Source organism: Methanosphaera sp. (genome assembly GCF_022768985.1).
Classification (GTDB): domain Archaea; phylum Methanobacteriota; class Methanobacteria; order Methanobacteriales; family Methanobacteriaceae; genus Methanosphaera.
This window is the reverse complement of the sequence record NZ_JALEKL010000015.1, coordinates 38,349-63,973: the sequence shown is the minus strand read 5'-3', so window position 1 is coordinate 63,973 and position 25,625 is coordinate 38,349. Positions and strand designations below refer to the sequence as shown.

Below are 25,625 nucleotides of genomic sequence, written 5' to 3'. Positions count from 1 at the left end.
CATCTGATGAAGTTGAAGAAGATTTAGAACAACTACCAGAAAATGTGGATGAAGTTCAATCTGAAGAATCTGAAAGTAGTGGAAATTCAGAAGATGTTCCATCAGATGATGGTGATTCTACAGATAATGATGACATAAAAGATGAAGATGAACCTAAAAAGAAAAGTCGTTTCAGCTTCTTTAATCGTAACAAAGATAAAGATGAAGATGAAGAACCTCAAGATGATGAAGCTCAAGATGAATCTGAAGATGATGATGAAATAGTTGAAGATGAAATTCAAGATGATATTCAACAAGATTCATTAGATGATACTAAAGAAGATTCAATTGTTGATGAAGATGTTGAAGATGTTTCATCAGATGATGAAGTAGTTGAAGATGAAGAACCTCAAGATGATGAAGCTCAAGATGATAAAAAATCTGAGAAGAAAGGATTTTTCAGTTTCCTAAGTCGTAACAAAAACAAAGATAAAGATAAAGATGAAGAAGATGAAGAATCTCAAGAAGATGATGAATCTACACCAGATGATATAGATGAAGCTGTTGAAGAAGTACAACAAACACAAACACCTGCAGATGAAGATGAAAAAGAGTCTGAATCTAGTGATAATGGTAAAAAAACAGTAAAATATGAAGGTGAAGTTGAAGGTGGAAGATTCTCATTCCTCAATACAAAAACAATTAAAGAAGATGACATAGAAGAAATTCTAGAAGATCTTGAAATGTCATTAATTGAGGGTGATGTTGCATTTGAAGTTGCAGAAACAATTGTTGAAGATGTAAAAGAAGACCTTATTGGACGTAAAATTAAACGTAAAGGTGACATGGAACTTTTCACAACAAATGCTCTTAAAAAATCCATACGTGGAATTATAGATAATGGTAAATACGATCTTATAGGAGATATTGAAGCTGCAAAAGCTAAAGGTGAACCATATAAAATCATGTTTGTTGGTATTAATGGTACAGGTAAAACAACAACAATTGCAAAACTTGCAACATATCTTAAAAAACATGGATACACATCAGTATTTGGTGCATCAGATACATTCCGTGCAGGTGCAATTGAACAACTAGAACATCATGCAAAAAATCTTGATCTTAAAATTATTAAACATTCAAGAAATTCAGATCCAGCTGCTGTTGCATATGATGCTGTAGATCATGCAAAAACAACAGGAAAAGATGTTGTGCTAATCGATACATCAGGACGTATGCAGACAAATGCAAACCTTATGGATGAAATGAAAAAGATTAAAAGAATTTCAAAACCTGACATTGTAGTTTATGTTGGTGATGCTCTTATGGGTAATGATGCAACAGAACAGGCTACTAAGTTTGATGAAGTAATTGATCTTGATGGTATAATTCTTACAAAAACAGATGCTGATGCTAAAGGTGGAGCTGCATTATCTATTGGACATGTAATTCATAAACCTATCTTATTTATTGGTGTAGGTCAAGGTTATGATGATCTTATTGAATTTGATCCTGACTGGATGATTAACAAAATCTTTGGTGAAGATGAAGACGAATAAATAAAAAGGAAACTATAAACAATAATCCCCACATAAACCCCTTTTCACATTTTATTTTTTTTTATATGATTTTAGAGAGATCTATTTTTTTAAAATTTGAGTAAATTATATTAAATTTTATTTATTATTTAAAAAATTAAAATTAGAAAAAAAGAAGAAGGTGGTTAATTATTTTTTTGCTGCTCCATATACTGCATTTGAGTAGTACTTCCATATTACATCAATTTCCTTAAATCCTACCTCTTGGAGTAGTCTAAGGTGTGTCATGAGTGTTGCTGGATGATCATTATCATCTCTTTTATCATGATAGTTTTGCATTTCATCTTCTGGAAGTTGTTTTGATTGCATGTACTCATTTTCTATTTTATGATTTAGTTTTGCATTGTAGTTGCTGTTTGCTTTTATTACATCTGCATTATAGAATACTCCACCTTCATCTAATGCTTCATAGATGTGATGATACATGTGTTTTTTCTCATCATCTGTTTTTATGTGATGAAGTGCTAGTGATGATACTATTACATCGTATTTATCTATAATGTCAATTATTGTAAAATCACCTATTACAAATTCTACATCATAGTCTTGAAGTTTTTCTTTTGCATGTTCTATCATTTTATCTGATATATCAAAACATGTTATTTTTGCATTTGGAAATTTTTCAAGAATTCTTAGTGATACATTACCTGTTCCACATCCAAGATCAAGTATTCTTGGATTTTCTTTTTCATCTGGTATTGCATTAACTAATGCATCTAACATGTCATCATAACATAGTACAGTTTTATTTATCTGTGAATCATATTCTTCTGCTGCATTATTAAAGTGTTGTTTTAAATTTGCCATTCATATCATCTTAATTATTTATTATTATTTTTTATATTAGTTTATTGTTTGATTTTGATTCTATTGCTAATACTATTATCATTGCAACAATTAGTAGTGCTATACATATAAGAAGTGGTATTAATGATACTCCTACAATTTTACTAAATGGTATTCTCATTGATCCTAGCATTATTCCAATTAGTGCTGCTACTGTTGCTACTTTATGGTTTGTGAGTAAATATTTTATTACTCTTGACATTCCCATAAATCCTCCAAGTGCACCTACTCCAAATACTCCAATTTCTACAATTGAAAGGTTATGTACAGCATTTATTACATATTCATACTGTCCAAGTATTAGAAGTAGTGATGATCCTGAAACTCCTGGAAGTAGCATTGCACATATTCCTATAAATCCTGATATAAATAGTACTGGCAGTGTATGTGATGCTTGTACTGGATTTAATCCTATGAATATGTATGATAGTATTGTAAATATTACAGTTATTGCAATTGCCTTTATATTAAATGCATCTAGTTGATTGTATAATATAAATATTGATGCAAGTATTAATCCTGCAAAGAATGAATATGTAAATGCTGCATAGTCATTAAGTAGGAAGGTTATTACACCTGACATTAAAAGCATTGCTATTGCTATTCCAAGACCTAGTGGTATGAAAAATTCAAAGTCAATATCTTCTAGTAGCTTAGTTTTAAATCCACCTATATCTCCCTTAAGTAGGGGTTTTATAAATCTGAATTTAATATTACTTATTGCACCTATTAGTCTGTCATATATACCTGTGATAAGAGCTATTGTTCCTCCTGATATTCCAGGCATAATATCTGATGTACCCATTAGAAGTCCACGTAAAAATAGGCCTATTAATTCATTTAATGGTTTCACGATAGTTATTCTCCCATTATATTTTATTACTTTTATAAAAAGTTACTATATGTATATGATTTAATATTAATATTAAATAAAATTAATGATAAAAATAATTAATACTAGATATATAATAAAATAAAATAAAATAATTTAGAAGGAAATATTTTTTATGTTAGGTGAAGAAGAATTAATTAAATTATTCCCAGAATTTAAAGATACAATACAACCATCAGGTATTGATCTTCGTGTTGATAAAGTATTTAAGCAAACATCTGAGGGTTCATTAATTGATGATGTTAAAAACTTACCAGAAATTGAAGAACTACAATGTGATGAAGATGATGTATATACACTAAAATCTAAATGTGCATATAGTGTTACAATTGAAGGTAAAATTCAAATCCCTGTAGGATATACAATGTTATATCTTCCAAGATCTACACTTCTACGTTCTTTTATATCTGTACATACAGCAGTTGGAGATCCTGGATTTTATGGTACACTTCAATTTATGGTTGTAAATAATGGTGAATATGATTATAAGCTTAAAAAAGGTGAAAGAATAGCTCAGGCTGTTGTATTTAAAGTTGATGGATCTGGCCAATATTCAGGTTCATATCAAGAGAAGCGATAACTTAATTTATGGGAGAGTTACATGGAAAATATAGAAAATAAAGCAGAGTATTTAATTCAAACTCTTGAAGATAATGATGTAGAATATGTCTTTGGATATCCTGGTGAACAGGTTCTTGGAATTTATGAAGCACTTCGTAAATCTAAGATTAAACATATTCTTATGCGTCATGAACAGGCAGCAATTCATGCAGCTGATGCTTATGCAAGAGTTACTGGTAATTATGGTGTTTGTCTTGCAACAGCAGGTCCTGGTGCTATGAATCTTACTATGGGTCTTGCTGCTGCATATAAAGATAGTGTTCCACTCATTGTTCTTACAGGTGATGTTGCATCTGATATTAAAGGTCAGGATGCATTCCAGGATATTGATATTAATGGTGTTTTTAATCCTATTACTGTTAAGTCATATCAGTGTAATTCTCCTGAGAAGTTACAAAATAGTATTGATGAAATATTTGCATATAAAGAGGCTGGTATTACAGGACCATTTCATATAAATGTATCAAAAAATGTTCAATTTATGGGACGTAATGTTGATCACAAGATTATTAAAAGTAGAAAAATAAAACAACCACAACCAAGTGATATTAATGGAATTATTAAACAGATAAATACATCAAAAAGACCATTAATAATTGTAGGTTCTGGTATTATTTATGCAGATGCAATTGCTCAGTTAAATGAATTTATAGATAAAACAAACATACCAATAACAACAACATTCCATGGACGAGGAATAATACCAGAAGATGATCCAAGAAACCTTGGAATGATAGGAAACAGGGGAACAAAAAAATCAGACATGGCATCAGAAAATGCAGATCTAATAATTGCAATGGGATGTAAACTATCAGAGAGAACAACATCAACAATAAAAACAGACAACATAATACAAATAAATACAAACAAAGACCATAAAAGATGTGAACAATTCTACCAATACAACATAAAAGAAGTACTCATTGAATTAAACAATAAAAATGTACACAAAGCACCATGTGAATGGATTCAAAAAATAGCAAAAGTAGATGAAAACAAACAAAAAACAACATTTGCTGATACTGAAAAACTCAACCCTGAAGTTGTAATACGAAATATAATCCAAAAAGCTGATGAAAATACAACAATAACACTAGATGCAGGAACTACAACCACATACTTTACAATGTATACAAAACTATCAAAACACTCCCAACTCCTATTTCCTGGAGGATTTGGACCAATGGGATATTCAATACCAGCAAGTATAGGGGCTGCATTTGCAACAGATGATGTGATATTTGCAGCTGTAGGTGATGGTGCAATGCAGATGACAATGGAAGAACTTGCAGTAATAAGTAAATATAAACTTCCAATAATAATATTTTTAATAAATAATAGTTATCTGGGAATAATAAAACAATGGCAGGATATGGCAAACTATGAAAACTATGAAGTAGAACTAGACTATAACCCTGACTTTTTAAAGATTGCTGAAGCATACAACATAGAAGCTGATGATATTAAATCAATTGATGAGTTAAATGAAAAAGTTGAAATTGCAATAAAAAAAAGACAACCACACATCTTTAAAATTGATGTTGAAAATATGCATATTCCAATGCCATCTAAGAAAAACTAGAAAAAAAAGAGTATAATTCAACACCCCCTAAATTCTTTCTTTTTTTGAAAAAATAAAATTTATATATAGAAAAAAATTAGTAAAAATTATTTAAAAAAAATAGAATAATTGGAGAAAAAATATAATTCCCCCCCCCAATTTATGCTTCAAGTTTTTGTTGTGCTAATTTTTTAACTTCTGCTGCCATCTGGAATGGACAGTTAACTATACAGTATGTACATCCATGAGTATACCCGATACATCTGTTTTTATCAAAGTATATCTTATCATCTTTAACATATAATGCATTATCAGGACAGCTTTTAACACATCTAAAACACATCTTACATGTTGATGTAACATTATTTTTAATTTCATCAATTGTTTCATCACAATTTGGCAATGGCATATCTGTTGTAATTAATAGAATTTTATGTCCTGCCCCTACATCTTCTGTAATTAGAAGCTTATTATTTCCAATATATCCCATTATTGCCTTTTGTGCAACAACTGAGAAGTTTATTCTACGATCTAGTTGATCAATCATATATGTATGATATCCATGATCTTCTATAAAATCACACAACTTAACCATTAAGTCTGTTAATACAACATATAACTGTTTATATTTCTGTTTTAAACTACGATCTGGTTCAACTCCAAGAAGTTCATCATCCATCTTTATTATGCCAACAATTGTATTTGGATACATTTCATCAGTCATATATTCAGGATCAATTCTTGTATATGCTATCTTATCTACGCCTAATGATTTTGCATATTCTTCAAATTCACTAGTTAGTGTAATTTTAATGCCTCCTATTTTATCTAGTTTTTATATAAACTTCTTAAATTATCAATTTCCTCTTTATATCCATAGATAGTATCATTTGGTGTTTCAAGATAAAATGGAAGATCTCTGAGTTTTTTATGATTTATAATATCAACAATTGCATCAAGTCCAATTTTACCTTCACCAATTCTTGCATGACGATCCTTATGACTTTCAAGTCCATAGATACTATCGTTAAGATGGATTGCTTTAAGTCTGTCAAGTCCTATAATTGAGTCAAATTCATCAATTACACCATCAAGATTATTTACAATATCATATCCTGCATCATAGATGTGACATGTATCTATACATACACCTAGATTTTCTGTATTTTCAACTTTTGATATGATTGACTGTAATTCCTCAAATTTTCTTCCTATTTCTGTTCCTTTTCCTGCCATTGTTTCAAGAAGAATTGTTGTCTTCATATCATCACGTATAAGTTTATTTAATGATTTGACAATTAACTCAATACCCTTTTCTACTCCTTGTTTTACATGACTTCCAGGGTGGAAGTTATACATGTTATTTGGTAGTTGATCAAGTCTTTTTAAGTCATCTTCAAATATTTCAAATGAATTTTGGCGTGTTTTTTCTGATTTTGATGCAAGATTTATAATATATGGTGCATGTGCAAGTATTACAGGAATTTCTCCTTCATCCATTACACCAGCAAGTGCTACTACATCTGCCATATTAAGAGGTTTTGCCTGACCTCCTCTTGGACTTCTTGTAAAAAACTGGAATGTATTTGCATTAATACTTAATGCTTCATTTGCAATATGTTCATATCCTTTATTTATTGATAAGTGTGCTCCTATTGTAAACATTAACTTTTTTTCACTCCTATTTAATTTATTTTTAATTATTTTAGTTTATTTCATGATTTTCTTTGTTTTTTTGTATTTTTATTCTACATATAATATTAATACTACAAAATATATAATTTTTATATAGTAATATAAGGGTAATAATATGGAAACTAATCGAATTTTAGTAACAGGTGGATCAGGATTTATTGGACAAAATCTTGTTAAGGAATTAAGAAGTAGAGGACATGAAGTTATAGCAGCAGACTTATTAAATAATGATCTTGAAGATTATGTAAGAACTGATGTAAGATCATACAGACAACTTGAACGTACATTTGAAGAGTATGGTGACTTTGACTATGTATATCACCTTGCTGCTGAGTATGGTCGTTGGAATGGTGAAGCATATTATGAAAATCTATGGCAGACAAATGTTATAGGTACAAAAAATATGATAAGATTACAGGAAAAAAATAAGTTTCGTATGATATTCTTTTCATCTGCTGAAGTTTATGGTGACTATGATGGTATAATGTCAGAAGATGTTATGGAAAACAATCCAATTCGTGATACATACCAGATGAATGATTATGCAATAAGTAAATGGGATGGTGAGCTTATGTGTATGAATTCAGAGAAAATGTATGGAACTGAAACTGTACGTGTAAGACCTGTAAATTGTTATGGACCTGGTGAAAAATACACACCATATCGTGGTTTTATTCCTAAATTCACATATCTTGCTCTTCATAACAAACCATACACTGTATATAAAGGACATAAAAGAATTATTGACTATGTTGGAGATACAGCAACAACATTTGCAAACATAGTTGACAACTTCATACCTGGTGAAGCATACAATATTGGTGGAAATCAGGAATGGGAAATGGATATTAAGGATTATTCTGATCTTGTTTTAAAGGCAACAGGTCGTGATGATTCTCTTGTAACATATGAGGAAGCTGAAGCTTTCACAACAAAAGTTAAAACTATAGACTTTTCAAAATCTATACGTGATCTTAAACATGATCCTAAAGTAAAACCTGAAGAAGGTATTAAAAAGACTGCAGAATGGATGAAATGGTATTATCGTCTTGATGATGAATAAGACCATTTAAATTTAATACAACAAAAAAATAGAAAGGGAAAAGTAGATGTTTAATTTGTAGATTGTATTATTTCTACAATTCATAATTCCTTTTTTTGAAATTATAACCTTTATAAAAATATACATTACTAACTAATCTTTTTTTTAGAGATTGTTAAATATCTCATTTAATTTAAGTCCAATAGCTTTTTTTGAATAATTTTTTGATTGAATATATCCTTCATCTTGAAGTTTATTGTATAGTTCTTTATCTGATAATAATTTAAGAATACATTCAGCTAATTGTTTATAGTTTTTAGGTTCATAAAACAAACCACCTTTTCGTCCACTTGCCTCAACTACTGGTGGAATTTCTGCTGCAACAAATGGTGTTCTGAGTGATAATGCTTCAACTATTACAATTCCAAATCCTTCAACTATACTTGGTAGTACAAATACATCTGATGAATTTACAACACACATTACATCATCATGTTTTTCAACAAATCCAAGAAATTCTATGTTACCTGTTAGTTCTAGTTTTTGTGTTAAATCTTTAAGATATGAATCCTGTGGTCCTGTACCTATAATTTTACATTGAATATTAGGAATTGTATCTTTAATTATAGCTACTGCACGAATTAAGTCTTCAACTCTTTTATATTCAACAAGTCGTGCAACACAGCTTATTGTAGGTGCATCATATGGATCTGATTTTACAATTGGAAAATCTACTATGTTATGTACAGTTTTAAGTTTTCTCTCATCAACATACTTTTTCAAGTTATCTTTTGTATAGTCTGATACTGGAAGTATTAAGTCAACATCTTGTCTTAGGAAGTATCTCTCCATTACTTCTCCAAATATTCCTGTTATTCCTATTGTATCAATCCATCGTCCTATCCATACATCATGATATCTGGCTGCAATTTTTGTATCGAGTTTACGTGATGCTTTCCATGCAACAGGATATGTTATGAAGTTATATCCTATTATCATATCAATATCATCTAGTGTTAGTAGCTTTTTATATGCTTGATACATAAAGTCTAATCTTTTAATAAATGAGCCTTTCTGTGTATATCCTCTTTTACTTCCACAACATATAATGTGTATATCATCTATGTAGAAGTCATCTTTATCTGTTTCTTTTGATGTGATAACTGTAATATTATTATATTTTGATAGTTCTGATGCTTCATTAAATGCACATACTTCTACTCCACCTTTAATTTCAAGATCTTTTGACTGTGGAAAGTATTCAGTTACAATGCAGATATTCATTATGCTTCACTCCTATGCTCTAAATTTAATTTCTACTATAAAATAAAAAAAATTGAATAAAAAATAATAAAAAATAGTAAAAAAAATGAGTTTTTAGTTATTAAAAAAAAATAGTAGTGTGTGATGTTAAATTAATTCATCACCACTTTTTTTCTACTGGTTTTCTTTGTCAATGAAGAAGTTTAGTTGATCTTTAATTATGTCAGATACAGTATGTTTTGGTTGAACACCAAGTTTTTGTATTTTTTCTGTATTTGAAAAGAGAATTGGTACTTCAGCTGGTCTGAATCTTGCTGCATTAAATTCAACTTTTACATCTTCTTTATCTGTTTTTACAATAATTCCTTTATCTTCTATTGTATATTCAACTTCACCATCAAGAAGCATTGAATCTACTTTTGTTTTATCAAATGCTACACCATAGTATTTATCGTTGTTAATTGCAGCTGGATCTGTAATTTTTTTATCTCCATTAAATGTGGAAATTTCCTCAACATTATATCCTGCTTCTTGTAAGCTTAAAAGAATATAGCTTAATATTGAGTTTGTTCTCATTGATCCCTGGTTGTATACATCTCCACTGTTTGCTTTTGTTGCAAGTGTGAGATATCCATCTACTATGTCATTTACATGTGTCCAGTCTCTGAATGCATTTACATTTCCTATTGTGATTTTGTCACATAATCCCATTTTAAGTTGCATTACTTGATTTGTAACAACTGATGTTACAAACATTTTTCCACGTCCTGCACCTTCATGGTTAAATGCTCTTGATACTACTGTGTCAAGTCCATAGGAGTGGTAGTAGTTACGTGTTAGGAAGTCTCCATATACTTTTGAAACTGCATAAGGACTCATTGGTCTTAGAGGATTTGTTTCAGATATTGGTAATTCATTTGTTTGACCTTCCTTAAGATCTGGGAAGATTGTTCCATACTGTCCTATTACATGGTCATATTGTTGTTTTGATGATATTACAAGACCATATTCTTCTGATGAACCTGCAAAGATCATACGTGCATCTGAATCTTTCATTCTCATTGCTTCAAGAAGATTACTTGTTCCCATTGAATTGTTTTGTTCTGTATCTGCAGGATTGTCAAATGATTGTGGTACAAATGATTGTGCTGCAAGATGGAATACATAATCTGGTTGTGCTTCATCTATTGCATTTGCTATTGATGTTATGTCTTTAAGATTTCCTGTTATTGGTGTGATTTTATCTTCAAGTTCATGATTTTTAATATTTGCTGGTGTTTGTCCATCACTTCTTCTTCTAATTATACCATAAACATTACTGCCTTCATTTACTAGTCTTTCTGCAAGGTATGCTCCAACAAACCCACTTATTCCTGTAATTAGTACGTTTTTATCTTTGAAATTCATATAAATTAGTCCCTTTGTTTTTGTATTTAGTGATTAATAGGTTTATTATTCATAGTATTTTTATATTATTGTTTTTTTAAAAGTTCTCACGATTTTTTTAATTTTAAAATATTAATAATACTTAAATATAATACTTTAATTAATCAAAAATAATAATAGTATAAATAAACAATTTTTTTGATATAAAAAAAGGGATGAAAAAACTTTTTTATAATTTCTTTTAATTTTTTAATTTTGGAGTTGTTAAACTAATGAGTAAAGTTGCTGTATTACTGCCTGCATACAATGAAGAGGTATCCATTGCAAGTATGATTATTTTATCATCACAATATGCAGATGAAGTAATTGTAATTGATGATGGAAGTAGTGATAGAACAAAACTAGTATCACAACAAGCAAATGCAACAGTACTATCACATGAAACAAACAAGGGAAAAGGAGCTGCACTAAAAACAGGATTTGAATATGCAAAGAAAAACAACTTTGATATTGTTGTAACAATAGATGCAGATGGACAACATAATCCTGCTGAAATTCCAGATGTTATAAAGCCAATAGTTGAAGGTAATGCTGATATTGTAAATGGAAGCCGTTATCTTAATGGTCAAGATACAGACACACCAATATATAGACGTGTTGGTCAAACAGTTCTTGATTCTGCAACAAACATAGCAAGTGGAGTTAAATTAACAGATACACAGAGTGGATTTAGGGCATTTTCTGCATATTCAATTGATCATTTTAATTTTGATCCTGATGGATTTGGTATTGAATCTGACATGATTATAGAATCAGCAAAAAATAATCTTACAATTGCAGAGGTACAAATTACTGTAAGATACGATGTATATACAACAACAGACAATCCAATAACACAGGGACTAAGTGTACTTATGAGGATATTTGAAATTATGCGCTTTAATAGACCATTATACTTCTATGGTATAGGTGGTGCTATTGTAATATTTATAGGACTTCTAATTTCACTAACAGTTTACTTGTCATCTGCAATGAGTAATATATATCTTCTTGCACTGGGACTTTGTGTTGTTATTATGGGAGTAATACTTGTATTTATGGGACTTATATCTGATACTGTTTCATATCTCAAAAAATAGGAACTAGAAAATAAAATTATATGGATTATTTTTGAAAATAAACTTAGTTTTATATGTTTTAGATCAATTTTGAGTAAATTTATATTATTAAACAAGTACAAAAATATGATTAACTAATTAAAAGAAAATTTATTAAGAGGATAACTAAAATGAATTTTGATGAATATAAAGGAAAAGTAATATTTGTAGGAGCAGGACCTGGTGCACCAGATCTTATAACAGTTAGAGGAGCAGAAGCTGTAAAAAATGCTGATGTTATTATTTATGCAGGATCACTTGTAAATCCAGCAATACTTGACATGGCAAAAGATGATGCAAAAATCTATGACAGTGCAGAAATGAACCTAGATGAAATCATAGATGTTATAAAAACAGCACATGAAGAAAATAAAATTACAGCAAGAGTACATACTGGTGATCCATCAATTTATGGTGCAATTGCAGAACAAATCAACCAACTCAGAGAACTTGATATTGAATTTACAATAATTCCTGGTGTAAGTAGTTTATTTGGTACAGCAGCAGCACTTGAATCACAACTCACACTACCTGAAGTATCACAGACAATTATTATCACAAGACCTGAAGGTAGAACACCTAAACCTTCAAAAGAAGCTCTTGCAAAACTTGCAACACACAATGCTACAATGTGTATCTTCCTAGGTATTCACATGATTGAAGAAGTTGTAGAAGAACTTAAAAAAGAATATGATGCAAAAACACCTGTTGCAATAGTTAAAAAAGCAACATGGCCAGATCAGGAAATCCTACGTGGAAATCTTGACAACATAGCACAAAAAGTACACGAAGCAGGATTTACAAAAACTGCTATGATTGTTGTTGGAGATGTACTTGACCAACAAAGTGGAGAACAATCAAAACTTTATGATCCACACTTTGCACACATGTATCGTGATGCAAAAGATGATGAATAGATCATATAAATATTAACCACCCCACACAATTAACTTTTTTTTACTTTTTTTTAAAAATATAATTTCATATAGTTAGTATTAAGATAATTCTCTCAAAAAAAATAGTTATATTTAATCTATAAAAAGGGGGAGGAGAAGTAAAGAATTTATAATGGAGTTAGAAGTAATTGTCCTATAGATATAGTTAAGTTAGCTTCAATAAATGCTGCTATAATAAGTAATATAAACATAACAATTACTGGAATTATACAATCTGCTATCATATGATATGCTACTTTTAATTCATCTGCAAATTTAACTTTTGAATTTATTACTCCATTAAATACTTCAAATAATGCCTGTGTTATTCTAAATGCTATAGCACCAGCAATCACTATTGCTGTTAATTCAAATATTCCATGTGGAAGAGTAAAAGCAATAAGTGTTGCAAATGGTGTTTGTGTTCCTACAAATCCAATGAAAAGACCATTGAAAAATGATAGATACACAGTAGGTAGACTAAGACATATTGAAGCTGCAATCATCATCACAGCAACAGATGAATTATTTATAAATAATCCCATTGTTGTAATAGAATTTGCTGATTGTCTCATACCATCAAGTGGTGATACAAGTATTGACTGGAATACATCAGGGAATAAATACCCAAATACACATCCAATAAATAATAGTAATGCTGAAAGAAGAATATGATATTTTAGTCTTGAAAATACATCTTTAATTCTTTGTTTTTTACTTCCAGCACGAATAGGTTTAAATTCTACTTGGAAATCGTCTCTATTTAAATAAATTTTCATTATGCATTGAATACCAATTTGTACAGTAAGTACTATTAGTGTGATAATTGCAATTGGCCTGCATAATTCTAGGAATAATACTGTAAAAACTATAAATGCAAAATATCCTGTATATTTATGTCCATTTTGTGTAAGGTATGTTAAAGCAAGTGTAAATATTACAAGAAGTGGCATTTCCATCATCATTACATCTGAGTATTTAGTATTTTGCAATCCTAAAAATACAAGATATACTAGAAGTCCTGTCATACACATAAGCATGTATAAATTTACATTATGTATGCTTCGTGGCTTGCTTTGGTTGTTTTGAGCTTTCTGTATTATTTTTTCTGAATTTTCTGTTAGTTGTATTATGTTGTTTGTTTTGTCATCATTTTCACTCACAGATTTTTGCCTCCATTTAAGTTTATAATTAACTATATTTTAAAATTAAGTTATTTAATTATTTTCATTATAAAATTAATATTGTCTCATTATTAAAATTAATATAGCTGTAAATTCATATAAAATAGTAAGTGATAAAATATGAATATAAATGTAAGTTTATGTAACTGTAAGACAGATGATGTTGCAATTGTTGTTGACCAAGTAAGAGCAAGTACAACAATAACTGTAGCATTAAATTATTTTAATAAAGTAATACCTCTAAATGATAGTCAAAAAGCACTTAAAATTAAAGAGGAAGATGATGATGTTATTCTTGCAGGTGAAGAATCTTCAAAACTCATTGAAGGATTTGATATTAACAACTCCCCTGTTGAAGTTACAAATTATCCAAATTGTGACACACTTGTTCTTAAAACAACAAATGGTACTAAAATTCTTGAACAAGTCGAAGAAAATGATGGAGTTACAACACTCATTGGTACAGCTATAAATGCAGAAGCTGTTGCAAAAGAAGCATTACGTCTTGCAAAAAATGAAATATATGTGGTTATGGCAGGAAGACGTGGAGGATTTAATATTGAAGATGCAATAGGTGCTGGAATTATTGTTGAGGAAATCCTTAAAAACTCTCAGGAAGAATGTAAACTCAATGATTCTGCTGTTGCAAGCTTAAATCTTGCAAGTGATCATGAAAAAGCATGTGAACTTATCTTAAATTCTGAAGGTGGAATTCGTCTTAAAAAATGTGGTTCATTTGATGATGTTAAAGTATGTACAAAAATTAATGAATATAGTAATGTTGCAATCTATGAAGATGGATACTTACGTAATATAAACTAAAAAGAAAAAAAAGATGTGGATATATGAATACTAAGAATTTAACTTTAGAGAATCTTGATATTATTGAGGAAGTTGAATTTATTCGTGATTATCATAAATTTCTTCTTCGTCATTGTATGAAGTATGACCTTCAATATGATGGTGAAATTGCAGTTGAAATTATAAAACTAAATGAACAACTTGACACTATTCTTGAAGATCCAAAACGTGTACTTACAGCTAATGAAATTCAACTTTTAATAAAAATTGCAGAAGGTCGCATATTTCAGAAAACCACACAATTATCCATGGAATATAACAGAACAAATACTCATGACATCCTAAAAACAGCTAGATATAAGATGTTTGATGTTTTCATAACTCATGGATATTAAAGTTTAAAAAGTAGTGTAATTTTAAAAATTTAAAATAGAAAAAATGAGAAATTTCTTTTTTTTATAATGTTTATTTTTTTTTTATTAGGGGAAAAAGAGGTTTTATTAGAAAAAAGTTAATAATAAAACTCTTTTTTCTAAAATATTTATTTAGCCTTTTTTTTTATATCTTACTTAATTTTATAAATAATCTCCTTTCCTTTTTTAGAGTGTTATCTATAAATTCTAATAATCATCTAAATTATTAGTAGATCCTATTTTTTGATTATAATGGTATTCCTAATGCTCCAAGCATTGATTGGATACCAAGTATAAATATTGCAAATCCACCAATAAATGATATTACGCTTTCATATTTAAGTGCTACTTTTGTTCCGTATGTTCCTATAAGTAGCCAAGCTATTACAGCAATTAGTGTAAGAATTCCTAGTCCTATTGGATCAACACCATTTGCTGCTCCTTGTGATGATAGAACTAAATTTTCTATGTTACCAAAAATTAGTAATGCCCAGAAGTTTTTATGTGTTTTTAGAAAGTATGATAATGATTCATCAACATCTAATTCTTCTACATCTACTAATCCGTATTCATTTTTTTGTTCATCTGCCATAAAAATCACTCATCCTAACTTCTACTTTTAATTGCATCTAACATTGATTGTATACCGAGTATAAATATTGCAAGTCCACCTACAAATTCAATAGCATTTGCATAACTCATTGCTATAGATGTTCCTACTGTTCCTATTATAAACCATAGTATTACAATTACTATACTTAAAAGTCCTAATTTTAAAGGATTTGCTCCTTTAACTACTCCTTGTGATGCTAGGATTAAGTTTTCTATGTTTCCAAAAATTATTAAACCTAAAAAAGGTAAATATGCTTCTAACATTTCATCATCGTCCTTTATTTTTTCAAATTAAATAAGTATAAATAAATATAAATTTAAAGTATAGTATTTTTGTTATTGTTTATTAATAGATTAAGGCTTAACTTGAGTCTTTGATCCTTTAACCAATAATAAAATCTATTTTAAATAAATAATTTTTAGTATTAAACATTAAAAGAAAAATAAATTCTATTAAATATGTAAAAATAAAATTTATTTCAACATTATAATATTTAGTTTTATATTATTTATAATCGCTCTTTTTTTATCAAGTTTTATTCACACGTAACCTGATTAAATATATAGTTTACTTAAAAAAAATAAGTTTTTATTAGGCTTATTTCTTAGTTTTAATAGTTTTTAGAGTTTTTTAGTTTTAGTTTTTATTAAACATTAAATAGCATTTATTTAAACATTGTTTAATTTTATATATATTAAAATATAAAATATATAATTAAAAGTTGTTACTTTTAAATTTTAAATACATTATGAATATAAAAACTAAAAAACGTAGTTATAAAAAGATAGTGCGAAAAGCTGAATTTCAAACATTAAACCATGAAAATAAGCAATTAGCTGAACTTATAGGAGTTAAAAATTTTAAAAAACTACTTAATTTCAGAAAATATCAAACATATATTGTTATTTATGAATATGATCCAATTGGTTTTTTTAGTATTAATAAAGAATACTTAAAAAAGAATATCTTAAAAATAGAATGTTTCTATATTTTTGAAAAATATATTGATGGTGAGGTAATTTCAAATATAATTGATGATATTATCTATTGTGTATATACAACAAAGATTTATGAATTTAACTTTATTGTTGCTGATTTATTCATTGAATTTTGTATCTATTTTATAAAAAAAGGCTTCCTATTTGATATAGTAGTTGATAAATCAAAAACAAATCGAAGTATAATATCAATGACAAAAAGAATCTAAAAAAAAGAGTATTAAAGGAGAGAGGTTAAATTATAATAATTTTAACTTCTTGCTTTTTTACGTTTACTTTGACTTTTTCTATCTTCAAGTACTCTTTCTTGTTCAAAGTTACCCTTATTTAGTTTTGAATATGAAATTTCACCTATTGACTCTGAATATTTACGTTTAGGATTTGCATCACGTAGTCTTTGTATGTAGAGATTTATTATACGTGAGGTGTATTTTTCTTTTGTAAATCTGCAGTCAAGTGTTATGTTTTCAATTCCCATATTTTTAATTTCATCAATTTCATCAATTAAACAGAGCATTTCATCGTTGAAGAAGTGACTTTGATGGTTGTAGTCGAAGTATATTTTAAATTTAGCCTTATTTTTTGGATCTTCAAGTACTACGTATTCATCAGTTTCTATGTCAAGATCAAATCCACCATTTAGTTTTGAGAAGTCATCTTTTGAAACCATTATTTCCTGATTTCCCTGTACTATTAATTCAAGACCAATATCATAGTTTCTTGATTTTCTTAGTAGTTCTTTGATTTCTTTTCTTGAAAGTTCACTTGAAATTGTAAGTGATTTAAAGCCACTCTTTTCTAGCATTTTTGCTGAATAATTATTCCATATGTTAAGGTTATGTGCACCATAAATGTTTGTATCTTTAAATATTCTAGGTAGTGATGGAGAATCACCCATAATTGATACAATGATATTACTAGAGCGTAGATTATTATAGATTTTCTTAATTTTATCAAGATCTTCATCTGATGTAAATGCAGGAAGAACCCATACAACTTCCTTATCAATGGCAATCTGTCTTGCCTTTGTTAATAACTGCTCAATATTTGCAAAGTAATCATCTGCATTATCATAGATGTATGATGCATCAAAGTAGATTCTATTTATAGCATTACGATTTGCAACTTCAAGTAACTCTAAATTATCAACATACACATTAACTCCCACATATTCTGATTTTTCAATGCCATGTGTATCTTTTTTATCAGATTTTATGAGCTTTTTAATATCTTTTCGTATAGCTTCTGATTTTTCATCATTAGGCAGGTAGTATTTAAGAAGTCTTCTTTGTGCTTCATTTAATATGTCACGACGAATATTATTAATTTTACCTATTGGCATAAATAAGTTATCAGGAAGATTATCAATACGTACCTTATTTACAATAAATGGTGTATCTCCACTTTTTACCATTTGTTGTGTTATAATTTCTTCAGTAAGTGGCTTATTTATTGCTTCTTTAAATTCATATTTTGATTTATATCCAAAGCTTATTACTTCATTTTCAATCTTAAAGCTTGTATTTACTGCCATTTGATTGTTTTTATTTACAGATATATCAAATGATAAAGGAAGATGTGGTTTTATTTGTTCTTTATGGTATGGTTTTACTCTATCACGTAGTTTTTTAGAATAACTAATATATACCTCAGATCCTACACGAATATCACGTGTTGTTTCAATTAGTATATGATTTAAATCCTGTTTAACAATCTTATCAATATAAATTCCACGTATATGATTGTTATGTTTAAATCCTATACCATCACCAATTTCAAGTGTTGGATGATCAGTACTTTCAAATTCTATATCTACAAGATCACCTTCAATTGATTTAATTTTTCCTAGATATAATCCCTGGTGGAAGGAACTTTCACGTCCCATCACATCTCCTGGTGTATCATTCATTATATACCCATTTGTGTAGTATCTATTAAATGTAAGATCAAGTTCACACTGGAGTTGTTTTATAAGATCACTATTGTCTGCTTCATCCATATTATCTATCATACTACGATATGCACCTACAACATTACGTGCATAGTCATCACCTTTTAATCTTCCCTCAATTTTTAGTGATTTTACACCAGCATCTGATATATCTTTTACATTTTTAAATGTTGCAAGATCATGTGTTGATATTAAACATCCATTGTTTATACTATGATTTCTGTATTTAAGTTTGTAATTTGAACGACAAGGCTGTGCACATGCTCCTCTATTTGCACTACGTCCTGATATAAATGATGACATATAACAATCACCTGATATACAATAACATAATGATCCATGTCCAAATACTTCTAAATCTACATCAATACCATCACGCTCTAAATTATCTGATATTTTTCGTATTTCTCCTATTGGCATTTCACGTGGAAGTATTACACGTTTTATTCCATTGTCATTTGCCCATAGTATACTTTCATAGTCACGTAGTGTCATCTGTGTTGATGAATGTATTTCCATATCTGGTATGTATTTATTTACAAGATATACAAGACCTACATCTTGTACAATTATTGCATCTACTCCTATTCTATATAGGAATTGTATGTATTTTAATACATCAAGAATTTCTTTTGAATTAAAAAGTGTATTTACTGTAACATGTATGCTTGCTCCATTAAGATGTGCATATTCAACAGCCTTTTCAAGTTCCTCTGATGTAAAATTATCAGCAAATGCTCTTGCTCCATATCTTTGACCTGCAATATATACAGCATCTGCACCTGAATTAATTGCAACAACTAAAATGTCATATGAACCTGCAGGTGCTAGTAATTCTGTTAAAACCATATTATTTATAACCTCTAAATTAACTCAATTTTAAATTAAAAAAAATTTAAATCCCTAAAACTATTTTTTCTCTAAATTACATGTAAAGGGATTTTTTTTCTTTTAGATGTGAATTTCATTTTGTGTGTAGTTTAATTATGAAAATTTAAAGAAAAAAGAAAATTATAATTTTTTAGCTACACTGATAAATTTTTCAATTAGTATCATATTTTTTTAGATAAATAAAAAAAAATTAGAATTTATATCAATACTAAAATTATTTACTATTATAATTATATGTCCTTTTTTATTTATTAATATTTAAATAAGATAACACTATTAATATAAATAACAAAGACAAAAACTAAAGGAAGGAAAATAAGATGGAAATGAATAATTATAATCCAGAAGTACCAAAAATTGAATTTCAAGATACAAAAACAAAACAAGTTTCAGGAGCAGTATGTGTAAGTTCACCTGACCAGATAAGACTTGGTCTTCTTGAAGAAAAACTTACAAACGATGAATATGGAAACATTACAATTGTACAACAATGTGATACACAACTTGTATTTACACCTGAAGTTGCAAGAAGCTTAATTAACATGCTTGAAGAAAATCTTAATTCACACAGCTTATAGATGATAAACTTCAAGTAATTTAATCCTCACCACCATTTTATAAAATAACACATATTTTATATTTTAATTCTCTTTTTTTTGTATGTAAATATTTTAATTTTAGTTTGATCTAATAAAATAATATAGAATAAAAAAAAATTTTTTTACTAAATTTTACTTATAATATTAAAAATAATGGAGGACTAATTTATATGTCAACAATTGATGATTTAAAAACAAGACGTAGTGTTAGAAAATTTAAAGATGAACAACTAAAAAAAGAAGATCTTGATGTTATACTTGAAGCAGGTACATATGCTCCATCAGGTCTTGGAAAACAATCAGCAAAAATTCTTGTAATTCAAGATCGTGAAACAATTGAAAGATTTGCTAAATGGAATAAATCATACTTCCCTGAGGAAATTAAAAAACTAAGAGGAGATATTAATCCAATGTTTAATGCTCCTACTCTTGTTATTGTAATTGCAGATTCTACAATTCCAACATACATTGAAGATGGAACTTTAGTAATTGGTAATATTTTAAATGCTGCACATTCAATTGGTGTTGGTGGATGTTGGATTCACAGAGCACGTGAGGAAATTGACAGTCTTCAAGGTCAGGAATTACTTAAACTATTAGGTATTGACAGTAAATATCGTGGTATTGGTCATGTAGTTTTAGGTTATCCTGCTGATGATTTTGAACCTGTTGAAACTCCAAGAAAAGATGATTATATTACATTTATTAATGACATATAATTGGAAAATATGAAGTATTTATTTTATTATGTATAATTTTGGAGTATAACTTAAATCTTTAATTTTTTTATACTAAAGTTTATTTATAGATAAAAATATAATTATTAATTAGTTTAATTAAATTTTAGATTAAACAATAAAATATGTTAAATTTATATTTAGTACAAATAATAATTTAATATGTTTTACATCCAAAAAAATTTTAGATCTTAAATTAAAGATTATATTTTTTTTGGTAAAAACCAAATTATATCCTATTTAAAATGGATTTGAGACTGATTTTGGATATAGCAGTCTCTTTTTCATTTTATTACTTAACCTAAAAATAATAAGACTATTGTCTCTGTTTTTTAATCTTTTTTATTTTAATTTTAATTTTCATATGTGATTTTATTTTTTCATAAAATATTAGTAATAATTATTATAAAAATAGTAATACATTTGTTATGTATAATGAAAATATTAAAGAAAAAATAATATATCCACTAAAAGATCTGATAGCAAAAGAATCAAAAACCTCCACATATAACGGTATAGTTACAAGTATTGATAATAAAATAATAGATGTATCATTTAAAAATAAGATACCACTCATGAAAGGTATGAAAATCAAAATCAACCATATAGATGCAACTATTATTAAAAATAATTATAAAAATATCACATTAAAACTTCATAAAAAATCAGATCTTAAAATAAATTCTAAAGTTACAATAAAAGACATACAAAAAGATGTCATAACACATAAACTAAAAAATACACTTACATTAATTGAGAATAATAAATTAAATAAGCAAAACTATGAAAATTTAGAACTTCTTTTTAATCAAATTAATATAGAAAATTCAAAGTATCACTTTATATCTAAGAAATTAAATACAGCACAAAGCATGGCTGCAGGAAATGCTCTTAGTTGTAATAAGTTCCACTTAATTCTTGGACCTCCTGGAACTGGAAAAACTCATACTATTGTTGAAATAATTAAAAAACTTAACATACAAAATAAGAAGATTCTACTTACAAGCCATACACATATTGCAGTTGATAATGTTGTTGAAAAACTTACAATGATTGATGATAATGAAATTATAAGAATTGGTGATGATGAAAAAATTACAAATAAAACAATGAAGTATTGTCTTGATGAACATATTAAAAAACATCCAAGATATAGTGAAATTCAAAGACGAATAGATCTTATCAATGAATTTGAAAATAAAAAAACTGGTAGTGGTGATATTTTTAATGTGCAAAATCATGTTGTAAATGAATCTTTTATTTCAAGATTTCTTAGATCACTTTTTGGAATTAATGAAGTAGATGAAGATGATGGTGATATTATAGATAATAGCAGTAAATCTTCTAATGTTGATAGTATTTATGAGCTTAACTGTGAAATTCATGATATTAAAACGTCAATAAGTAGTGAAATTGTTGAGTGTGCATCTATTGTTGCATCTACTGTTATTTCTGCATCATCAAAGCTACTTGGTGATATTGAATTTGATTATGTTATTATGGATGAAGCAAGTCAGATTCCATTATATCTTGCATTAATGGTTCTAATTAAGACTGATAAATTCATTCTTATTGGTGATAATCATCAACTTGAACCTATTTATAATATGAATGCATCATCACATCTTAATAAATCAGTTTTTTCAACACTTATTGATCTTTATCCTGATAATTATAGTTTTCTTAACATCCAGTATCGTATGAATAGTGAAATTTGCTCTATTGCAAGTAATTTATACTATAATGGTATGTTAATGACAGGATGTGATGATAGTTTTCTTAGTTGTGATTGTAGTAATATTTTTGTTGATAATTTGGCTGTTTGTCTTATTGATACATCTGATATTGAATTTTATGAAGAGAAAATTTCATCTAGTTGTTATAATAGGTTTGAAGCTGATATTATTGTTTCTATTGTTGAAAATCTTAGATATAATAATATTTCAGATGATCATATTGGTGTTATTTCCCCGTTTCGTTGTCAGAAGTTGTATATTAAAAGAATTTTAGATGAGAGGGGTTTTAATGTTGAAGTTGATACTGTTTATAGGTTTCAGGGTCGTGAGAAGGATGTTATTATTTTAAGTTTTTGTAAAAGTAATGATACATCTCTTAGTAAGTTTCAGGAGGATTTTATTTCTAATGTTAATCAGCTTAATGTTTCATTAACTCGTGCTTGTATGAAATTGATTATTATTGGTGATGTTGGGTTTTTATCTACATCTGCTAATATGAGAAGTCTTTTTAGTATGATTGGTGAGCTTAATAGGTTTTATTTATCTGATATGTTTGATTTATAAGCTTTTTGATTTGTAATCTTTTTATTTTTTTTATTTTTTTTAGACTAAAAGAGTAAGCTTTATATATGATGAACAATATAACAATTGTTATATCACAGTAAGTGATTCATTCTATATTTGAAAAAACATTTTTTAAATACCATAGAAGTATGACAATGTTAATTATACTAAAACTATATATACTATAAAAAATATAACATTGTTATATCACAGTAGTGATTTATTCTATATTTAAAAAAAATATCCTAATGTAATATGGAATTATAGCAATGTTGAATATAGTAAACATTTATATACTATAAAAAATATAACATTGTTATATCACAGTAGTGATTATTTTTATAATACTTCAAAAGCCAAGTCAAGTATTATAATATGAAATATAACAATGTTAATTTTATATCCTATATCCAAAACAAAAAACTGACATTAGTTATAATCATCCTATTAAAAAAAAATATGTGAACCCAAATTAAACACATAAAAAAAAGACTAAAAAAAACTAATCACCACAAAAAAATTATACACTCCAAAATAAAAAAAACACATCCAAAAAAAAACATATAATAACCACCACTTATATATTAAACACACTAAACCCCTATTTGAGAAAAAAAACAAACAATATTAAAACATAAAATAAAAAACATAATAATATAACATTAACAAAATTTATACGATAAAATTAAAGGAAGTGAAACGATGTCTTATGAAGTAAAGAACAAGAAAAATATAGCAACAATCGGACTACACGCAGGACAAGAAGAAACTGATGAATCAGGATCACGTGCAGTACCAATATATCAAACAACATCTTATGTATTTAAAGATCCAAAACAAGCAGCTGATAGATTTGCACTTAAAGAAGAAGGAAACATCTACGGAAGACTAACAAACCCAACCACCCAAGCACTTGAAGAAAGAATAGCAGCAATTGAAGGTGGTACAGCAGCATATGCAACAGCATCCGGAATGAGTGCAATTTTCTACACAATTATCAACTTAACACAAGTTGGAGACAACATAGTATCAGCAGACAACCTATATGGTGGAACATTTGAATTATTTGAAAACACACTAAAAGACCTCGGACGTAGTGTAAAATTCGTAGATTCACAATCACCAGAACAATTCGAAGAAGCAATCGATGAACATACAAGAGCAATATATGTTGAATCAATAGGAAACCCAAAACTTGACATACCAGACTTTGATAAAATATCAGAAATTGCACACTCACACGGAATACCAGTAATTGCAGATAACACAGTAGGAATAGGAACAGTAAGACCATTTGATCATGGTGTTGACATCATATCATCTTCTGCAACAAAATACATTGGAGGACATGGAACAACACTCGGTGGAGTAATTATAGAAAAAGGAGACTTCCCATGGGATAATGGAAAATTCCCAGCACTTGTTGAACCAGATGCAACATACAATGGACTATCATTCTACAAAGACTGTGGACCAAAAGCATTTACAACAAGAATAAGAGCAGTACTTGGACGTGATACAGGAGCAGTACCAAGTCCATTTGGATCATTCCTTCTCCTACAAGGACTTGAAACACTTGATCTTAGAATAAGAAAACACGGAGAAAATGCACTAGCTGTAGCAAAACACCTAGAAGCACATCCAAAAGTTGCATGGGTAACATACTCAGGACTTGAAAGCAGCCCTAACCATGAAGTAGCATCAAAATATGCAGAAAAAGGTTATGGTGGAATTGTATCATTTGGACTTAAAGCAGGATATGATGGAGCACTTCAATTTATTGAAAATGTTGAATTACTCTCACACCTTGCAAATATAGGAGATGCAAAATCACTCATAATTCACCCTGCATCAACAACACACTCACAACTTACAGAAGAACAACAAGCAGCAACAGGTGTAACACCAGATCTTATAAGATTTGCAGTAGGAATTGAAGATCTTGAAGACATCCTTGCTGATGTTGATCAAGCACTTGATAAAATTGAATAGATAAAATCAAGTTAAAAAGAAAAGTTAAAAAAGTCATAGAAATTTATAGACAAAATACGTATCAAACCATATTTATTAGTGATTATCATCTAAAAATGCACATTAAACTGATGATAATCCAAGAACCTTTTTTTTAATCCCCCACTTTTTTTAGTAAATAATCAATTAATT

The 25,625-nt window shown here is 28.3% G+C and carries 23 protein-coding genes; 13 read left to right on the top strand and 10 right to left on the bottom strand.

The window, feature by feature from the left end:
* The first annotated feature begins 134 nt into the window (after positions 1-134).
* Positions 135-1,538 (top strand): signal recognition particle-docking protein FtsY, encoded by a 1,404-nt coding sequence (ftsY, locus tag MRZ80_RS07240; RefSeq protein WP_292537836.1) that lies wholly within the window; start codon positions 135-137, stop codon positions 1,536-1,538.
* A 168-nt stretch (positions 1,539-1,706) separates the two neighbouring features.
* On the opposite strand, the gene MRZ80_RS07235 is transcribed toward ftsY, so the two are convergent.
* Both MRZ80_RS07235 and MRZ80_RS07230 read right to left on the bottom strand, forming a co-directional pair.
* Positions 1,707-2,384: a class I SAM-dependent methyltransferase gene (locus MRZ80_RS07235; protein WP_292537781.1), complete on the bottom strand. Its 678-nt coding sequence runs from the start codon at positions 2,382-2,384 to the stop codon at positions 1,707-1,709.
* 31 nt (positions 2,385-2,415) lie between these two features.
* Positions 2,416-3,228, bottom strand: coding sequence for a DUF368 domain-containing protein (locus MRZ80_RS07230; protein WP_292537834.1), 813 nt, complete (start codon positions 3,226-3,228; stop codon positions 2,416-2,418).
* A 202-nt stretch (positions 3,229-3,430) separates the two neighbouring features.
* On the opposite strand from MRZ80_RS07230, the gene MRZ80_RS07225 reads away from it, so the two are divergent.
* Positions 3,431-3,895: a deoxyuridine 5'-triphosphate nucleotidohydrolase gene (locus tag MRZ80_RS07225; protein WP_292537780.1), complete on the top strand. Its 465-nt coding sequence runs from the start codon at positions 3,431-3,433 to the stop codon at positions 3,893-3,895.
* Between the two features lie 21 nt (positions 3,896-3,916).
* On the top strand, positions 3,917-5,518 hold the full coding sequence (locus MRZ80_RS07220) for a thiamine pyrophosphate-binding protein (protein WP_292537779.1): 1,602 nt from the start codon (positions 3,917-3,919) through the stop codon (positions 5,516-5,518).
* A gap of 139 nt (positions 5,519-5,657) precedes the next feature.
* Here MRZ80_RS07220 and MRZ80_RS07215 read toward each other — a convergent pair whose 3' ends face one another.
* Together MRZ80_RS07215 and MRZ80_RS07210 are read right to left on the bottom strand one after the other, a co-directional pair.
* Positions 5,658-6,221 (bottom strand): hypothetical protein, encoded by a 564-nt coding sequence (locus MRZ80_RS07215; protein WP_292537778.1) that lies wholly within the window; start codon positions 6,219-6,221, stop codon positions 5,658-5,660.
* 104 nt (positions 6,222-6,325) lie between these two features.
* Positions 6,326-7,162, bottom strand: a complete 837-nt coding sequence (locus tag MRZ80_RS07210; RefSeq protein WP_292537777.1) for a deoxyribonuclease IV — start codon at positions 7,160-7,162, stop codon at positions 6,326-6,328.
* Between the two features lie 145 nt (positions 7,163-7,307).
* On the opposite strand from MRZ80_RS07210, the gene MRZ80_RS07205 reads away from it, so the two are divergent.
* Complete coding sequence (locus tag MRZ80_RS07205) at positions 7,308-8,255, top strand: NAD(P)-dependent oxidoreductase (protein WP_292537776.1); 948 nt, start codon at positions 7,308-7,310, stop codon at positions 8,253-8,255.
* Between the two features lie 144 nt (positions 8,256-8,399).
* On the opposite strand, the gene MRZ80_RS07200 is transcribed toward MRZ80_RS07205, so the two are convergent.
* Together MRZ80_RS07200 and MRZ80_RS07195 are read right to left on the bottom strand one after the other, a co-directional pair.
* Positions 8,400-9,518 (bottom strand): glycosyltransferase family 4 protein, encoded by a 1,119-nt coding sequence (locus tag MRZ80_RS07200; RefSeq protein ID WP_292537775.1) that lies wholly within the window; start codon positions 9,516-9,518, stop codon positions 8,400-8,402.
* A gap of 153 nt (positions 9,519-9,671) precedes the next feature.
* Positions 9,672-10,904: a GDP-mannose 4,6-dehydratase gene (locus tag MRZ80_RS07195; protein WP_292537774.1), complete on the bottom strand. Its 1,233-nt coding sequence runs from the start codon at positions 10,902-10,904 to the stop codon at positions 9,672-9,674.
* Positions 10,905-11,155: 251 nt separating this feature from the next.
* Between MRZ80_RS07195 and MRZ80_RS07190 the strand changes: the two genes are divergently transcribed.
* Both MRZ80_RS07190 and cobM read left to right on the top strand, forming a co-directional pair.
* A complete protein-coding gene (locus MRZ80_RS07190) occupies positions 11,156-12,022 on the top strand; it encodes a glycosyltransferase family 2 protein (protein WP_292537773.1) in 867 nt (288 codons plus the stop codon).
* Between the two features lie 149 nt (positions 12,023-12,171).
* A complete protein-coding gene (gene cobM / locus MRZ80_RS07185; RefSeq protein WP_292537772.1) occupies positions 12,172-12,957 on the top strand; it encodes a precorrin-4 C(11)-methyltransferase in 786 nt (261 codons plus the stop codon).
* A 146-nt stretch (positions 12,958-13,103) separates the two neighbouring features.
* On the opposite strand, the gene MRZ80_RS07180 is transcribed toward cobM, so the two are convergent.
* Complete coding sequence (locus tag MRZ80_RS07180) at positions 13,104-14,138, bottom strand: stage II sporulation protein M (RefSeq protein ID WP_292537771.1); 1,035 nt, start codon at positions 14,136-14,138, stop codon at positions 13,104-13,106.
* Between the two features lie 141 nt (positions 14,139-14,279).
* On the opposite strand from MRZ80_RS07180, the gene comB reads away from it, so the two are divergent.
* Together comB and MRZ80_RS07170 are read left to right on the top strand one after the other, a co-directional pair.
* Positions 14,280-14,981: a 2-phosphosulfolactate phosphatase gene (gene comB, locus MRZ80_RS07175; RefSeq protein WP_292537770.1), complete on the top strand. Its 702-nt coding sequence runs from the start codon at positions 14,280-14,282 to the stop codon at positions 14,979-14,981.
* 23 nt (positions 14,982-15,004) lie between these two features.
* A complete protein-coding gene (locus tag MRZ80_RS07170) occupies positions 15,005-15,355 on the top strand; it encodes a hypothetical protein (protein ID WP_292537769.1) in 351 nt (116 codons plus the stop codon).
* 265 nt (positions 15,356-15,620) lie between these two features.
* On the opposite strand, the gene MRZ80_RS07165 is transcribed toward MRZ80_RS07170, so the two are convergent.
* Both MRZ80_RS07165 and MRZ80_RS07160 read right to left on the bottom strand, forming a co-directional pair.
* Positions 15,621-15,854, bottom strand: coding sequence for a hypothetical protein (locus MRZ80_RS07165; protein ID WP_292537832.1), 234 nt, complete (start codon positions 15,852-15,854; stop codon positions 15,621-15,623).
* A gap of 125 nt (positions 15,855-15,979) precedes the next feature.
* A complete protein-coding gene (locus MRZ80_RS07160) occupies positions 15,980-16,249 on the bottom strand; it encodes a hypothetical protein (RefSeq protein WP_292537767.1) in 270 nt (89 codons plus the stop codon).
* Positions 16,250-16,773: 524 nt separating this feature from the next.
* On the opposite strand from MRZ80_RS07160, the gene MRZ80_RS07155 reads away from it, so the two are divergent.
* Positions 16,774-17,193, top strand: a complete 420-nt coding sequence (locus MRZ80_RS07155) for a hypothetical protein (protein ID WP_292537765.1) — start codon at positions 16,774-16,776, stop codon at positions 17,191-17,193.
* A gap of 41 nt (positions 17,194-17,234) precedes the next feature.
* Here MRZ80_RS07155 and MRZ80_RS07150 read toward each other — a convergent pair whose 3' ends face one another.
* On the bottom strand, positions 17,235-19,784 hold the full coding sequence (locus MRZ80_RS07150) for a U32 family peptidase (RefSeq protein WP_292537763.1): 2,550 nt from the start codon (positions 19,782-19,784) through the stop codon (positions 17,235-17,237).
* Between the two features lie 362 nt (positions 19,785-20,146).
* Here MRZ80_RS07150 and MRZ80_RS07145 point away from each other — a divergent pair, with 362 nt between their 5' ends.
* The 4 genes from MRZ80_RS07145 to MRZ80_RS07130 all read left to right on the top strand — a co-directional run bounded on the left by MRZ80_RS07145 (position 20,147) and on the right by MRZ80_RS07130 (position 25,454).
* Positions 20,147-20,404, top strand: a complete 258-nt coding sequence (locus MRZ80_RS07145; protein ID WP_292537761.1) for a hypothetical protein — start codon at positions 20,147-20,149, stop codon at positions 20,402-20,404.
* 191 nt (positions 20,405-20,595) lie between these two features.
* Complete coding sequence (locus tag MRZ80_RS07140; protein ID WP_292537759.1) at positions 20,596-21,144, top strand: nitroreductase family protein; 549 nt, start codon at positions 20,596-20,598, stop codon at positions 21,142-21,144.
* 446 nt (positions 21,145-21,590) lie between these two features.
* On the top strand, positions 21,591-23,462 hold the full coding sequence (locus MRZ80_RS07135) for an AAA domain-containing protein (protein ID WP_292537757.1): 1,872 nt from the start codon (positions 21,591-21,593) through the stop codon (positions 23,460-23,462).
* A 702-nt stretch (positions 23,463-24,164) separates the two neighbouring features.
* Positions 24,165-25,454 carry an O-acetylhomoserine aminocarboxypropyltransferase/cysteine synthase family protein gene (locus tag MRZ80_RS07130; RefSeq protein WP_292537755.1) on the top strand — a complete coding sequence of 430 codons (1,290 nt, stop codon included), beginning with the start codon at positions 24,165-24,167 and terminating at the stop codon, positions 25,452-25,454.
* The last annotated feature ends 171 nt before the right edge of the window (positions 25,455-25,625 follow it).